Annotated in this window: 8 protein-coding genes; 2 read left to right on the forward strand and 6 right to left on the reverse strand. The window is 70.4% G+C overall.

Annotation, left to right across the window (positions count from 1 at the left end; translation table 11 throughout):
- Positions 1–76 precede the first annotated feature (76 nt).
- From ACTIGN_RS07200 to ACTIGN_RS07225, 6 genes are all read right to left on the reverse strand, one after another.
- Complete coding sequence (locus ACTIGN_RS07200) at positions 77–1,516, reverse strand: outer membrane protein assembly factor BamB family protein (protein WP_439622272.1); 1,440 nt, start codon at positions 1,514–1,516, stop codon at positions 77–79.
- A 67-nt stretch (positions 1,517–1,583) separates the two neighbouring features.
- Positions 1,584–4,049 (reverse strand): FG-GAP repeat domain-containing protein, encoded by a 2,466-nt coding sequence (locus ACTIGN_RS07205; RefSeq protein WP_439622274.1) that lies wholly within the window; start codon positions 4,047–4,049, stop codon positions 1,584–1,586.
- 325 nt (positions 4,050–4,374) lie between these two features.
- The gene (locus tag ACTIGN_RS07210) at positions 4,375–4,878 is read right to left on the reverse strand and encodes a hypothetical protein (protein WP_439622276.1); all 504 of its coding nucleotides are present in this window, start codon (positions 4,876–4,878) and stop codon (positions 4,375–4,377) included.
- Between the two features lie 184 nt (positions 4,879–5,062).
- Positions 5,063–8,734 carry a tetratricopeptide repeat protein gene (locus ACTIGN_RS07215; protein WP_439622278.1) on the reverse strand — a complete coding sequence of 1,224 codons (3,672 nt, stop codon included), beginning with the start codon at positions 8,732–8,734 and terminating at the stop codon, positions 5,063–5,065.
- A 251-nt stretch (positions 8,735–8,985) separates the two neighbouring features.
- Positions 8,986–9,768: a tyrosine-protein phosphatase gene (locus ACTIGN_RS07220; protein ID WP_439622280.1), complete on the reverse strand. Its 783-nt coding sequence runs from the start codon at positions 9,766–9,768 to the stop codon at positions 8,986–8,988.
- A gap of 38 nt (positions 9,769–9,806) precedes the next feature.
- Entirely contained in the window at positions 9,807–12,074 is a 2,268-nt protein-coding gene (locus tag ACTIGN_RS07225) for a polysaccharide biosynthesis tyrosine autokinase (RefSeq protein WP_439622282.1), read from the reverse strand.
- A 396-nt stretch (positions 12,075–12,470) separates the two neighbouring features.
- Between ACTIGN_RS07225 and ACTIGN_RS07230 the strand changes: the two genes are divergently transcribed.
- Positions 12,471–13,502 (forward strand): hypothetical protein, encoded by a 1,032-nt coding sequence (locus tag ACTIGN_RS07230; RefSeq protein ID WP_439622284.1) that lies wholly within the window; start codon positions 12,471–12,473, stop codon positions 13,500–13,502.
- Between the two features lie 219 nt (positions 13,503–13,721).
- Positions 13,722–15,170 carry a Si-specific NAD(P)(+) transhydrogenase gene (gene sthA, locus ACTIGN_RS07235; protein ID WP_439622286.1) on the forward strand — a complete coding sequence of 483 codons (1,449 nt, stop codon included), beginning with the start codon at positions 13,722–13,724 and terminating at the stop codon, positions 15,168–15,170.
- The last annotated feature ends 38 nt before the right edge of the window (positions 15,171–15,208 follow it).

Raw genomic sequence — 15,208 nt, forward strand, 5'->3', positions numbered from 1 at the left:
GAGCGCCGAGCGAGGGTCAACGTTACCCTCGCTCGGCGCTCGGGCTCGGACCAATCCGAACCCAACAGATCCGGTATCACTTGGTCCCGATGCACACGACGACGGTTTCCTTGCCCGCGTTCGGGCCCTCGAGGTTGCACGTCGCCACGATCACCTTCCCGCCGTGGACCGTTACGCCGCCGTACACCATCCCCGGCGCGCCGCCGTCTTTTGCAGCCGCGAGGGTCCACTTCGGGGCGCCGGTCTTCAGGTCGATGGCGTGGACGACGCCGTTGAGGTCCGCGGCGTACACCACGCCCCCGGCGACGGCCGGCGGCGCGAACACCGGGAGCTTGCAGTCGTACAGCCACGCCCGCTCGCCGTCGGCGGTCTTCAGCGCCCGCACCTTGCCGTCGGTGGCGGTGAACACGGCCAGCCCGTCGCTGACCGCCACCGCCCCGACCACGCCGCCGGGCACGTCCTTCTTCCACTTCACCTCGCCGGTCTTCAGGTCGAGCGCGGTCACGTCGCCCTTCGCGCCCTTGAGTTCCTTGAGGTAGTACCCGATAGAGCTGCCGGGGACGATGGCGAGGTCGCCGGCGACGGTCGCGCCGCCCCACGGGTTGAGCGCCAGCTCGCGCTTCCACACCGTCTCGCCGGTCGCAGCGTTGAGCGCGTACAGCGCCCGCTCGCCGACCTTCTCCTTGTCGAGGAACGACGTCGGCACGAGGAGCGTGTCGCCCGCGAGGTTCACCGGCGCGTCGACGTGCCACTTCACCTCGCCCTTCTGCCACACCTTCTTGGGGGCGAACTTGAGCAACTGGCTGTCGTCCGGCGGGATGGCGAAGTCGTCCTTCTTGGCCTTCAGCTCCTCGTACTTCGCGGACAACTCCTTCCACTTCGCCTCTTGCATCGTGGCAACGGTGGCGAGGTCGTGCTCCTTGCCGTCGAGCGTCGCCTTGTCCGTCTCGACGCAGATGACGCCGGCCGCGCCGCCGCCGATGTACGCGCGGTTCCCGGCGACGACCGGGCCGCCTTCGAGGTGGATCAGTTCGCCGGGGAGGGTGAGCTGCCACACCGGCTTGCTGGTCGCCGCGCTGATGCAGTGCAGCACGCCGCCCGAGTCCTGGTGCATGCCGTCGCCGAACACGAGGTACTCGCCGGCCACCGCGGGCGAGCTGACCGACGCGAGCTTCAGGTACGGGGCCGACTTCGCCCACGTCGCCTTCGTCGGCGGCTGTTCGGTGAGCGGGAACAGCGTAACCGTCGGGCGGTTGAACGCGCCGACGCCGGCCACGAGGATCGAGTCCTTCACCGGCACCGGCGCGGCGAGGAAGTGGTCGTTCGACTTGATCGCCCACAGCACCACCGGCTTCTCGGGGCCGGCCCGGTTGTCGGTGTTGCCGGTGCGCTGCGGGGTGCCGCGGTACGTGCCCCACGGGCCGGGCTCCGCGGCGGCGGACTCGCCACACAGAAAGGACCCACCGCAGAGCACGCGGAGAACGCAGAGGGAGACGAGGAGAGATCGAAGCGACATTGAGAGCCTTTCTGAAACTCGTTGTTCTTTCCCTGCGGTCCCTGCGTTCTCTGCGGTGAATCCTGGCTTACTGCACCTTGACCGTCATCGGCGAGGTGGCCACAGTCACGTCCTTCACCAGCGATTTGCCGTCGGCCCCGGTGAGTTCGAGCTTGTACGCGCCGGGGGCGAGCACGAACCGCGGGCTCTGGCCGGACTGCCCGCCGCGGGCGTCGCCGCCGGCGGTCTGCGACGTCGCGACCGCCTTGCCGCTCGCGTCCTTGACGACCACCTTGCCGCCGCTCAGCACCTGGCTGCCGTTGAGCGCGACGGTCACGGGCGTGAGCGGGCCGCCGGGGGTGAGCACACCGAACAGGGCGCACGACTCCTGGCCCTCGTTGCTGAAGATCACGTCGAGTTGCCCGTCGGCGTTGAGGTCGGCGAGGCACGCGGCCTGCGAGTTGAACACCTTCGTGTTCAGCCCCACAACGGCCGACTTCTCGGCGAACGCGCCGTTGCCGGTGTTCTTGAAGTATCTGTTCGTGCCGCGAAGGCAGCACACGAGAAGGTCCGGCTTCCCGTCGTTGTCGAAGTCGCCCCACGCCGCGGACACGGCGCTCGGGATCTCCTTCGCGAGGTCGCCGGCCGAACCCGTGGCGTCGGTGAACTTGCCGGTGCCGTCGTTCCGCAGCAGTTTGCACTTTCCGTCGGCCTGCGGGACGAACAGGTCGAGGTGCCCGTCGCCGTCGAAGTCGCCGAGCGCCGGGCCGACCTTGCCGGTCTTGTAGCCGATGTTCGCGTCGGCCTTGTGCGCGAACTTGCCGCCCGCGTTGACGAGCAGGACGCCGGTGCCGGCCCCGTAGAGCACGTCGGGTTTGCCGTCGCCCGTCAGGTCGGCGACCGCGAGGGTGTCGCCCTTGAGGTCGGCGCACAGCCCGTTCGGCCCGAGCCCCCAGGCCTCCGACACGTCCTCGAACCACGGCCCCGCCGCGCCGCCGGCCGCGGTGCCGACCGCGAACGTGTAGGCGTGCGGCTGCTCGGCGTTCGTCATCTTGATGAGCAACCGGCTCTTGCCCGCGGGGAGCTTGAGCGCCAGGCCGACGCCGTCGGGCTTGGCCGCGTCCTGGCTGTGGACCTTCTCGCCGTTCACCCACACGATGAACGGGTTCGCGCAGGTGATGCTGACCGGCACGACGCCCGCGGCGCTCATCTCCAGCTCGCGGTGGACGTACGCGGCGGAGTTCCCGCCGAGGTCCGCGAGGCTGGCCGGCTCGCCGTCCTTGAACTCCTTCTTGGCCCACTTCACCGGCACGTCGCGCTTGCCCTTGTACTCCTTTGCGGGCGTGAACGGGTCCTTCTCGACCGGGAACTCGGTCTTGAAGTTGTCCGCCGGGTTGCCGGCCCGGAACATGCCGATCGCGTACGTGTCGCCGAGCGTCGGCAGGACCACCTTCGTCGCGTCGGCGCGGCTGTTGCGATAGAGCCGCAGCCCGTGGTAGCCGTTCGCGAGGAGAACGTCGGGCTTGCCGTCGCCGTCGAAGTCGCCGAACGCGGCCGCGGTGAGGTTGTACGCGAGTTCCTTCGGGAGCCGGGCCGACTCGTCGCGGAACTGGCCCTTACCAGCGTTCACGAACAGCTTAGGCCCGGTCGGCGTGGCGAGCAGCAGGTCGGGGAGCCCGTCGCCGTTGACGTCGGCCCACACCGCGGCGCGGGCGCCGCCGGTGAGGCCGGGCAGGGGGGTCTCGATGAACCCGTCGCCGCCGTTCTGGAGCAGCGACACCTTGTTCGCCCCGCACAGGCACACGTCGGGCTTGCCGTCGTTGTCGAAGTCGATGGCGGTGACCGACTGCGCCTCGGCGTCGAGCTTGGTGAGGCTGGCGAACCGGTCGAACCCCGGCATCCCCTTGAGGGTGCGGATGTCCTCGCCGCCCCAGCCGACGAAGTCGCGCTTCGGGTTGTAGTCGATGTTCTTCAGGCTCGTCTTGAGCCGCTGGATGCGGGCGGTCTTCTTGTGGATCGCCTCCTTGTCGCCGTCCACCATGCACGGGACGATGACCTCCTTGCCGTCGATGATGTCGGCGCAGATGCCGGGGAGCTTGTCGATCTTGCCGGCGTAGCTGCGGAGCAGGAACGGCTCGCCGTGCGACATGCCCCACCACTCGCCCTGCGGGTACGCCTGGTACCACGACCGGCCGAAGTACGTCTCGCTGGCCCCGCCGTTGTGGAAGAAGGTGGCGAGCTTGCCGACCTCCGCCCACTTCATGATCTCCTCCCACTCGCCGGGCCGGAGCCCGCCGCGGCCGATGTTGTGCTTGATCTCGTTCTGCGGGTGCTTCCCTTTGATGTCCTGGAGCTTGGTGAAGATGATCAGGTTCTTCTCGCGGTCGACCTTCGTCACCTGCATCTGCACGACGTTGGTGGACTGCTTGATCATGTCGGCGAGGGTGATGGGCACCTCGACGTAGGCGCCGGCCCGCTGGGGGCCGGCGAGCGTGGCCGCGACGGCCGCCGCGGCCGCCACCAGCCACGCCTTCCGTGAACGATTCGTCGCCATCGCAGGAACCTCCTCGGGGTGTCTCAGACGAACGAAACCCACCGCGTCAAGTCACTTGAACACTTCTCATTGATTCCGGGCGACTCACCCACCCCACGTCCGGAATCATCCTGGAGTCCGGAATCAACCACACAAGACCGGAAGAAAGACCGTTCGAGCAATTTCGGGGCGCTGGTCCGGGAGCGTAACTCGTGCGATTCGGGGCTGTTGCGGTCGCGTGCGACCCGGGGTTCGCCCGGACACCGACGTCCCCTCACCCCGGAATCAATCGCGTGCGGTCCGGAACGAATCGCCGAATCATTCGTCCCATCCCTTCGGGGAAGCCTCAAAACGGAATGTCTTCGTCGCTCTCGATTCCCGGTCCCAGTTGAAGCGTGCGCGGCGTGTCCACCTCGCGCCAGTACGCCTCAGCCTCTTCCGCCGTTAGTCCGAGAATCTCCGCCACTTCACCGCGACTCAGTGGGGGCGGGATCGCGTCCGCGTGTTGTGCGAAGGCAGCCAAAAACTCGGGTCGGAACTCCTCTTCGCGGGTCGCACACGCCGCACGGATGTCGAGGTACAATCGCACCACCTGAGCGGCCGAGAGGGTTTCGGAAAGCCAAGAAAGATAGTCCCCTCGCTGACAAAGCGAACCCGTCTTGCTCACGTCGCGGAGGATCCCGCCCGGGATCACTTCGCCTTGCACCTCGGGTAAGTCCCAGGCTTCTCGGACCCACTCGGCGGGCAAACCCAAGCTCATGCTCGTGCTAAAACCCCAAGGACGGGTGCGAACCAGCGCGAGGTACTCACCTTTGGTTTGCATCGGACGCCCGTTGAACTTGTTGCCCATCGGCATCCGGTTGCCGTGTCGAAACCTTTGGCCTCACGCGGGCCGCCACGGAGGGCGGCCCCTACGAACCAAACGCGAACACTCCGGTAGGGGCCGCCCTCCGTGGCGGTTTGCCAGCCACCTTCGACATCTCCCGGTTCCACCCACTCACCACTCACCACTCACCACTCACCACTCGCCGCGGTCACTTCTTCGGCGTCAGCTTCTCCAGTCGCTCGGCGGCGGCCTTGGTCCACTCGCTGTCCTTCGGGGCGTCCTTGACGACGCGCTCGAGGAGCTTTACGGCGGCGTCGGGTTTCTTCTCGGCGTCGAGCACGCGGGCGTGCTCCAGCATCGCGGTCCACTTCAGCTCGGGGATGTCGTACACCAGGTAGACCGTCTGGAACTCGTCGCCGGCCTCCTTCCACTTGTTCTGCTTCGCCTGGCACTCGCCGATCTGCAGCCGGGCGCGGCCGGCGCGCTCGTCCTGCGTCGCCTGGGTGATCAGCACGTACGTGTTGATCGCGTCGGGGTAGCGGTTCTGGTTCTGGAGCGCGAGCCCCATGCCGTACCGCGCGTCGACCGCCCACGGGTTGTTGTTACCGTACCGGGCGATGACCACCTCGAACGCCTGCCGCGCCAGCTCCCACTGCTTCAGTTCGAGGTAGGCGTGGCCGAGCCGCAGCACGGCGCGGTCGCTCACCCCGGGGACGTTGTGGAACGCGCCGTTGTCGCGGAAGATCACCAACTTCTTCGCGGCGTCGTCGGCCTTGCCCTGGGCGAGCAGGCACTCGGCCGAGCGGTACAGCGCCTGCCCGCGGTGCGGGGACTTCTCGTTGTTCGCGACCGAGTCGAACTGGCCCTGTGCGGCGGGGAAGTCCTTCTTGTCGAACAGCGCGCCGCCGAGCCGGATGCGGACGCGCTCGAGCGACTCGGGCGGCGTCGGCTTGTCGGTCGGCTCCTTGTCGATCGCTTCCTTGAGCAGCTTGATCGCGTCGTCGGGCTTCTTCTCGGCGAGCAGTTCCGCGAGTTCGAGCCGGCCCTCGACCGACACCGCGAGGTCGGGGAACTCGGCGAGGAGCTTCGTGTACGCGGGGGCCGGGTCGGTGTCGGCGGCGCGTGCGGTCCACGCGGCGTCGTAGAGCATGCGGGCGCGGGCGTCGCTGGTCGGCAGCGCCTGCTTGTACTGCTCGGCGCGCTGGAGGAACTGCTGGGCGACGGTGTTCAACTCGCCCTTCGCGGCCTTCACCTTGTTGTCGACGGCCGCGACCTGCGCCGCGGTGAGGTTCGGCTGGGCCCTCTCCTTCTCGATCTCCGCGATCTTCTTCTTGGTCTCCTCGGTCTGGCACTGGAGCGCCTTCAGCGCGGCCTCGGCGGCGATCGGCTTGTTGTTCGCGGCCTGCACGGCCTGGTCAAACGCGGCCCGCGCGTCGGCCGGCTTGCCGGCTTCGAAGAGCGCGACGCCGTGGTGGTAGCGGAGCAGCGCGACCCACTCGGCGCGGGCCGGGTCGCCGGCGAGCTGGCCCTCGAACTTCTGCCGGGCCTGCTGGAGCGCCTCCACGGCCTGCGGGGCCTGGTTCTGCTCGCGGAGCAGTGTGGCGAGCGTGACGTGCGCGAGCGGCGCGACCGGCGACTTCTGGAGCGGGTCGTTCGCGAACTGCCGCAGCGCGTTGACCGCGTTCCCCTTGTCCCCTTGCAGTGCGAGCACCTTGGCGCGTTCGAGGTGGGCCGTGCCGACGAGCGGCGACTGGTTGTAGGCCGCGTCGCTGGTGACCTTCTCCAGCGCCCCGCGGGCCTTGTTGAAGGCGTCGTTCCGCTCGTTGCCCGGCGCGAGCTGGGTGCCGAGCCGCTTCTGGCACAGGGCGAACTTGATGAGGGCGTCCGGCGCTTCCGGGGCCTTGGGGTTGGCGGCGACGAAGGCGTCGAGCAGGCCGGCGGCGGCGGTGAGCTTCTCGCGCAGAATGTTGTCCTGGAGCGCGTCCTCGGCCTTGTTCGGCGCGAGGCGGATCAGGCAGTCGGCCAGGACGTAGCCGACCGGGGCGAGGTCGCCGGTGCGCTCGGGGGCCGGGATCGCGTCGAGCGCCGCCGCGGCCTTCTCCCAGTCCTCCTGCGCGATCAGGCACAGCCCGAGCCCGTACCGGGCGCGGCCGGCCCGCTCGAACTCGGGGAACTTGGCGACGACCTCGTCGTACCTCTTCGCGGCCTCGGCGAACGCGGCCTTCGTGGCGGCCGGGTTGTTCTGCTTCTTGACTTCTTCGGCCTTGCGGAATGCGTTCTCGGCGCTGCGGAACAGCGCGAGCGGGGTCAGCGCGCTGTTCGGGAACTGCTGGCGGAACGCGGCGACGCGGGCCTCGGAACTGTTGACGTCGTTGGCGAGGTGGTACGCCGCGATGGCCCGCTGGAGGGTCTCCTCGGTGCGGGCCGGCAGGAGCTTCTCGTTGAGGATCTGGTCGTACACCTGCGCCGCGGGCTGGGGCTGGCCGGCGGTCAGCAGCGCGTCGGCGAGTTCGAGGAGGATCTCGGGCCGGCGGGCCTTGGCGTCCGGGTCCTGGCCGCCGAGCTGGTTCGCCCGGTCGGCCGCCGCGCGGAGGGTCGCGATCGCGGTGTTGAACGCCTGGGTGCGGGCGTTCGGGTTGTTCGGGTCGGTCGCGAGCGCCAGCCCGAGCTGCGCCTTGCCGAGCCAGTAGTGCGCCTGGTCGCTGAGCTTGGGGTGGTTGGTGAGCGGCTGGAGCGTCTTCGCTGCCTCGTCGAACGCCTTGGACTGCACGAGGCAGAACCCGGTGCGGAGCTGCGCGTCGTCCTTGAGCGGCGACGCCGCGTACTCCTTGGCGAACGCCTGGAACTTCGGGAGCGCCTCGCCGACCTTGCCGGCCTCGTAGTTGAGGCACGCGCCGTAGAACGCGGCCCCGGCGACGTAGTCGGGTGCGGGGTTCTTGACGAGTGCTTCGAGCCGGGCCTTCTCCCACGGGTCGTTCTTGAACTTGTCGGGCTGCTGGAGCGCCGCGGCGGCCGCCTTCTTCTGCTCCTCGTACCCGGTGAGGACCGCCTGGAACGCGACCGCGGCCTCGGCCTTTTGGTCGTTCGACATGACGCGGCCGAGGAGGTACCGGGCGTGGAGCCCGAACGGCTGGTCGAACGGGGCGAGCTGGCCGAGCGACTTCTCGGCGGCCGGGAAGTCGTTGAGCAGCACCGCGGCGAACCCGTGGTAGTACAGCCCGAGCGGGCGGAACTTGCTCTTGGCGAGCGCCGCGTCTTTCGCGAATGGCTCGACGGTGGCGCGGGCCTCCTTCGCCTTGCCGAGCCGCAGCTCGGTCTCGGCGAGGTCGCACCGGCTGCGGGCGGCCCACTCGGCGTCGGGCGGGGTCTTCTTCTCGAAGGCGTCGCGGGCGGCGGCGAAGAACTTGTTCGCCTCGGCGAAGTGGCCGCTCGCGTTGTTCTGCCGCTGCGGCATCTCGTTGGGCTTGGCGGCCCCCTCGGCGAGTTCCTTCTGGGCGAGCCCGCGGCGGCACGCGCCGGCGTAGTAGAGGGCGAGGCCGCGGTCCGGGAAGGCGCCGTCGTTGGCCGCCGGGGTGACGGCCTCGAGCGCCGCCTGGTAGTTCCGGTCGGGCAGGTCGAGGAGCGCGACGGCGAGCCCGAGCCGGGCCGAGTGCGCGTCCTTGTGGCCGCCGAACTTCTGGAGGAACTCGCGGAACCGCTCGGCGGCGAACTGCGGGTTCGCCTCCGCGTACGCCTTGCGGGCGACGTTCAGGAGCACGTCGGCCTGCTGCTCGGCGGTCGGCTGCGCGCCCAGGCGAGCGGGGGACGTGAGTCCCCCGGTAAGGGCCATGAAGCCGAACAGTGCGAGCGCGGCGGGACCGCGGGACCGGGTGTGGATCATCGGGGTGACTCGCTCCCACTGGGGGAAAGGAGGCCGGCGGCGGGGTGGTCAGGGGTACGGGCGGGGGGCGCAGTTCCCGGGCGCGGCGGGGTTCCCGCCGGTGGAACGTGGCCCGAAACCGTGGCAGCGATTTGGGGGGCACTGAGGCTACGGGTGCTATTCTTGTCCGGCGCGGGGCCCCGCGTCAACCACCCGCGGAGAAAATGTCGCCACTGACGGGGCAGCGCCGCGCGCCGGTCGCGGCGTGACGCTCAGCCGCCGAACAGCCGGGTGAACCAGCTCCGCGGGGGCGGCTTGGGCGGCGGCACCTGGACCGGGAGCCCCTGGAGCACCGACACCCCCCACAGGCTCGCGATCCGCTCGGCCGCGGGCCGGCCGGCCCACTTCACCAGCCGCTCGAACCCGGCCGCGAGGTGGGGCGGGCGGAACGCGGTGCCGTGCCCGTCGGACCCGATCACGTGAACGAACCCGCCGCTCACCCAGTCGCGGAGCGCCCGCTCCATGCCGTGCTCCCACGGGTCGGCCAGCGCGGCCGCGGTCACCTGGATCATGCACCCGGCGGCGATCCACCGCTCGGTGCGGGCCGGGTCGTAGAGCAGCTCGGGGTACCGCTCGGCGTGCGCGACGATGAGCCGGACCCCGTGCGGGCGGAACGCCTCGGCGAGCGGGAGCACGTCGAGGAACAGCGCGTGCGGCATCTCGACGAGGAGCCACTGGTCGTGCCCGCCGACGGAGAGCAGCGCGCCGGACCGCCAGTCCTCGAGCGTGGTCGGCGAGAGCATGACCTCGCCGGTCGGGTACACGGTGAGGGGCACGCTCCGGGCGGCGAGTTCGCCGGCGAGGTGGGCCGCGGCGGCCCGCAGCCGGTCCGCGGTGTTGGCCGGGTAGCCGGCGTTCTGGTGGGCGAGCGCGGTGGCGTGGCGGACCCCTTCGTCGGCCATCGCGCGGCACATGGCGACCGCCTCGTCCGCCGTGGGCGGGCCGTCGTCGAGGCCGGCGAGCAGGTGGACGTGGGTGTCGGCGAGCGGGGTCATGGCGGTGCCCGGTTCGCCGAGCCTCTCGCGGCAAGGGTCTACTTCTTCTGGTCAGTGTACGAGTCCGAGTACTGGTAGTCGTACTTGTACGTGTAGCCGTAGCCGTAGTTCGCGTGCTGCTCGGACGAGGCGTTGATGACGACGCCGAGCAGGTGCGCGCTCACCGCCACGAGCTCCTGCTTCGCCCGCTCCATGTTCGGGCCGGCGGCGGGGGTCATGCGGAACACGATGATGACCCCGTCGGCCCGCGGGGCGACCGCGGCCGGGTCGGACACCGCGAGCACCGGGGGCGTGTCGAGCAGCACGAAGTCGTAGCTCGCCCGCAGGTCCGAGAGCACGTCCTGGAACTTCGGGCTGGTGAGCAGCTCGGCCGGGTTCGCCGGGATCGGCCCGCACGGCAGCAGCGACAGGTTCTCGACCTCGCACCCCTGGATCGCGTCGCCCAGGTCGGCCTGGTCGGCGACGACCGAGGCCAGGCCCAGGGCCGGCTTCGCCAGGCCGAACAGCTTGTGGACCCGCGGCTTCCGGAAGTCGCAGTCCACGAGCACCACCCGCTTGTCGGCCCGGGCCAGCGCGATCGCCAGGTTCGCGGCCGTCGTGCTCTTCCCGTCCCCGCTCATCGGGCTGGTGATCTGGATCACCTGGTGGTTGCGGTTGGCGACGCTGAACAGGAGCTGCGTGCGGAGCCCGCGGACCGCCTCGGCCTCGGCCGTCTTGGGGCGGAGCCACACCACCAGGGTCGGGTCGATCGCCGCGATCGGCGTCACCTCGTTGGGCTGGTTCGCGCGGATCACCGGGACGTGCGCGAGGATCGGCAGCCCGAGCCGGCGGCGGACGTCCTCCGGGGACCGGAACCCGCGGTCGCCGAGTTCGGCCCGCAGCGCCAGCCCGCCCCCGAGGAGCAGCCCGAGGACCGCGCCGAGCATGAGCGACTGGAGCAGCACCGGGGCGACCTGGCCCCCGTCGGCCGGCTTGGTCACGTCCCGGACCTCGTACGCGCCGGCCGATCGCGAGCCGCTGACCCGGTCCTTCTCCTTCTCGGCCGCCTGCAGCTCGGCCGCGGTCTGCTTGAGCCGCTCCTCGCTGTTGCGGATCGCCTGCTGCACCGGGGCCACGTTCCGGGCCGTCTCCTCGTCGGCCTCGATCCGCCGGGCGAGGATGTCGAGCTGGGCGGTGATCGCCCCGAGTTCGCTCTCGAGCTTCCGCCGGTACCGCTCGAGTTCGTCCTCCGCCGGCCCGCCGCGGGCCGCGACCTCGTCCTCGAGCACCTTGATCTGGCTGTTGAGGGCGGCCATGTCCGGGTGGCCCGGCCCGAGGCGGGTGCCCAGCTCGCCCTTCTTGTACTTGAGGTGCGCGAGCATCGACTCGGGGTCCTTGACGTCGCCGAACAGGAACGGGCGGTCGTTGGCGATCCCGAGCTTGGCCATCGTCGCGAGCCGCTCGGCCCGGGTCTTCCCGGCGTCGCGGATCTGCTTGAGCCGGTTCTCGATCACGATCTTGTCGAGCTCCCGGGTGTTCTGCGAAGACCGGTTGTCGCTGATCCGCTGCTGGACCCGCTCGGGCGTCTCCTGGCTGATGCCCGGCACGAGGACCGCGCCGGTCGCCGGGTCGATGACCCCGCGGAGCTTCCGCTCGGCCTCGTCGAGCTGCACCCGGGTGTCGTTGAGCCCGCGCTTGAGCCGGGCGATCTGCTCGTCGAGGAGCTTGAGCTGGCGGACCGAGGCGTCCTCGTACACGCCGGTGAGTTCGTCCTTGTAGGCGGCGATGATGGCCCGCAGGTACTTCGGCGCGTCGGCCGGGTGGAGCGACTTGAACGACAGTTGCAGCACGTTGCTCGGCGTGTTCGACCCGGCCTCCTTGACGCGGGCCACGGCGAACCGGGCCTTCATGTACGCGACCCGCTCGGCGGCCCCGTCCGGGGGCGGGTTCTGGAACGGCTTCTGCTCGTCGAGCCTTCGCTCCGCGGCGACCTTCAGGATCGCCTCCGACCCGAGCAGGATGACCTGCGGGCCGATGTAGTCCTCTAGATACTGCACGCGGGCGTCGCCGGCCCCGCCGGCGACCATGTCGGGCCGGCTCTTGACGACCATGAGTTCCGCGGTGGACTGGTACACCGGGGTCCGCTGCATGTGGAAGAGCAGGCCGAGGACGACGCCGACGGCGAGCCCGAGGACGAGCCACGGCCACCGCCGCAGCACGGCGAGGAGGACGTTCGGCTGCTCGGCGGGGGGCTCGGCGACCGGCGGGAGGGCGATCGACGCGGACGACTGCGACGCGGGGTCGAGGAGCGGGTTGAGGTTGGCCACTGAGCGACTCCGGGGTCACGACGCGGGCGGACCGGCCCGTCGGCGTATTGTCCCCGGAACCCGCACTTCAGCCAAGGCCAGTCAATCCGCCCCGATCGACCGGTGGGAGCCGAGCCCCAGTCGGTCGCCCCCGCGCCCCTGTAAATCTTGCACGCCGGCTGGTTTGTTCCGGGGAACTGTAACTTCTACACCGGCTGGCCGGCGTGCCGGAACCACCCGCACGCCGCACACGATTCCGAACACCAGTCCGAGACGCACGTTAAGCCGGCACATTTCTGCGCGACCGGCCGCAGTTTTCTGCCCGGCACACCGGTTGCGGTTAGACTCCTGACGCCCCTTGCTTTACACCAGAGCCGCACGATACGGCTCGGCGTCGTCTCCACGGAGGTCAAGGGAATGACGCTTCGTCGGTTCTACTCTGCGCTGGTCCTCGCCGCCCTGGCCTCCCCGGGCGCCGCGACCGCTGCCAACTTCGAAACGCCGAACTTCAGCGTCGAGGCCCCGACCCCGGAGCTCGCCCGCAAGTTCGGCGAGATGGCCGAGGCCTACCGCAAGGAGAAGGCGCTCGACTGGCTCGGCCACGAGATGCCCCAGTGGCCCCGCAAGTGCCCGCTCCAGGTCCAGGTGTCGATGGGCTCCGCCGGCGGGGCCACCACGTTCACGTTCGGGTCCGACCAGGGCCGCCCGGTCGTCTCGTCGCAGCGGATGGAGATCCGCGGCGACGCCAAGCAGCTCCTCTACAGTGTGCTCCCCCACGAGGTCACCCACACCGTGCTGGCCCACCACTTCGGCCGCCCGGTGCCGCGGTGGGCCGACGAGGGCGGGAGCGTGCTCAGCGAGAACGACGAGGAGCGGTTCAGCCACGACGTCCGGTGCCGCGAGATCCTCAACGCCGGCCGCGCGTTCGTCCTCCGCACCCTGTTCCGCATGACCGAGTACCCGCGGGACATGACCGTGCTGTACGCCCAGGGGTACTCGGTGACGGCCTACCTCGTCGAGAAGGGCGGCAACGGCCGCGAGGGCCGCGGGAAGCTGCTGCAGTTCCTCGGCGGCGGCATGAACGGCAACACGGCCGAGAGCTGGAACGAGGCGGCCCGCAAGGTGTACGGGTTCGAGTCGATCGACGCGCTGGAGCGGGCCTGGCTCGACGCGCTCCGCACCCCGCCGTCGCGGCTCGTGGCCCGCGGGGCCGCCCCGGGCAACGACAAGCCGGCCGCGACCCACGCCAGCACCGCCGCGGCGACCGGGACGCCCCGCACGGAGCTCCGCACCTCGGCCGCCCCGGCGATGCCGCTGCTGGAGCCGCCGGTCCGGGCCGTCCGCGGGGTCGCCCCGGCCAACGAGCCGACCCGCCCGGCCGCGGCACCGACGGCCCCGAGCTACCCGCCGCCGGTCCTGGGCCCGCCCGAACTGCCCCGCACGCGGTGATCGAGCACGAGCACGACGCGATAACGCCCGGGGAGACCCGGGCGTTTCCGTTTCTCGGTAGGCGACTCGCTCCGCGAGTCGCGGTCCTGTGCGTCCGAACACGTCGGTGAGGCGCGGAGCGCGGCGGGGGTCACTCGCGGGGCGAGTGACCTACTTTGGGAGGCACGCGCGCCGCGAACTCCTAAAACCAATGGCACACCTCACGCCGCGGAGTTCGCCATGCCCACACCGGCCGTCAACGAGTTCGACCTGGTCGTGATCGGGGCCGGGCCGGCCGGGTGCGCCGCGGCCAACACCGCCGCGCTGCTCGGCAAGAAGGTCGCCGTCGTCGAGCGGAGCGCGACCGTCGGCGGGGCCGCGATCAACACCGGCACCATCCCCAGCAAGACCCTCCGCGAAACCGCCCTCGCGCTCTCGGGGCTCAAGGCCCGTGCGCTCTACGGCGTCGACCTGTCGCTCCGCCGCGAGGCGACCGTTGACGACTTCCTGCGGCACGAGCGGCAGGTCCGCACCGTCGAGGCGGCCCAGTCGCGGCACCTGCTCGACCGGTTCGGCGTCACGGTGCTCCAGGGGACCGGGAGCTTCGTCGACGCCCACACGGTGCGGGTCGGGGCGTCGGCGACGGGCAGCGGCGGGCTGTTCCGCGGCGAGAAGATCATCATCGCCATCGGGTCGGTCCCGAGCCGCCCGGCCATGTTCCCGTTCGAGCACAACCGGGTCCACGACTCGGACGAGCTGCTGTACCTCACGGCGATGCCGCGGTCGCTGGCGGTGATCGGGGCCGGGGTGATCGGCAGCGAGTACGCGTGCATGTTCGCGGTACTCGGCACCCGGGTCCACCTCATCGACGGCCGCGACACGCTGCTCCCGTTCCTCGACGCCGACCTCTCGAAGGCGCTCGCGGCCTCCATGACCCGCCAAGGGGTGGTGTTCCACTGGAAGGAGAACGTGGTGAAGTGCGAGGCCCCGCGGATCGGGGAGATCGTGCTGACCCTCACGTCGGGCAACGAGGTGCTGGTCGATCACTTGCTCGTGTGCGCCGGCCGCACGAGCCCGACGGCCGAGCTGAACCCGGCCGCGGCCGGCGTCGGGCTGTCGAGCCGCGGGCTCGTCCCGGTGGACGAGCACTACCGGACCACGGTCCCGCACATCTACGCGGTCGGCGACGTGATCGGGTTCCCGGCGCTGGCCTCGACGAGCGCCGAGCAGGGCCGCGTCGCCGCGTGCCACGCCTGCGGGTCGGACTTCAAGAAGACGCTGGCGGCGGTGCTCCCGGCCGGCATCTACACGATCCCCGAGCTGAGCACGGCCGGGCTGACCGAGGCGCAGGTGCGGGAGAAGGGGATCGACTACGTGGTGGGCCGCGGCGACTACGCGCACAACCCGCGGGGCCAGATCATCGGCGACAAGACCGGGTTCCTGAAGCTGATCTTCCAGGCGTCGGACATGAAGCTGCTCGGGGTCCACGTGATCGGCGAGCAGGCGACGGAACTCGTTCACATCGGGCTGACGGCGCTGATGATCGGGGCCGGCGCGGAGTTGTTCATGAACACGTGCTACAACTACCCGACCCTCGGCGACCTGTACAAGCTCGCCGCCGCCGACGCGCTCCTGAAGCGCAACAAGCTCGGCCGCGACCCCGCCATCCTCGAAGACGGCGGGTGGTGACCGCGGGGGCTGTTCCGGTTGGGTTTGGAGCCCCGGAG

Origin of the sequence: Gemmata sp., assembly GCF_051859125.1 — a bacterium.
In the GTDB taxonomy this organism is placed as follows: Bacteria; Planctomycetota; Planctomycetia; order Gemmatales; family Gemmataceae; genus Gemmata.

Excerpts from the sequence above, each read along its gene's own strand:
- ACTIGN_RS07200 (WP_439622272.1), bottom strand. The coding sequence starts at position 1,516 with ATGTCGCTTCGATCTCTCCTCGTCTCCCTCTGCGTTCTCCGCGTGCTC.
- ACTIGN_RS07205 (WP_439622274.1), bottom strand. The coding sequence starts at position 4,049 with ATGGCGACGAATCGTTCACGGAAGGCGTGGCTGGTGGCGGCCGCGGCG.
- ACTIGN_RS07210 (WP_439622276.1), bottom strand. The coding sequence starts at position 4,878 with ATGGGCAACAAGTTCAACGGGCGTCCGATGCAAACCAAAGGTGAGTAC.
- ACTIGN_RS07215 (WP_439622278.1), bottom strand. The coding sequence starts at position 8,734 with ATGATCCACACCCGGTCCCGCGGTCCCGCCGCGCTCGCACTGTTCGGC.
- ACTIGN_RS07220 (WP_439622280.1), bottom strand. The coding sequence starts at position 9,768 with ATGACCCCGCTCGCCGACACCCACGTCCACCTGCTCGCCGGCCTCGAC.
- ACTIGN_RS07230 (WP_439622284.1), top strand. The coding sequence starts at position 12,471 with ATGACGCTTCGTCGGTTCTACTCTGCGCTGGTCCTCGCCGCCCTGGCC.
- sthA (WP_439622286.1), top strand. The coding sequence starts at position 13,722 with ATGCCCACACCGGCCGTCAACGAGTTCGACCTGGTCGTGATCGGGGCC.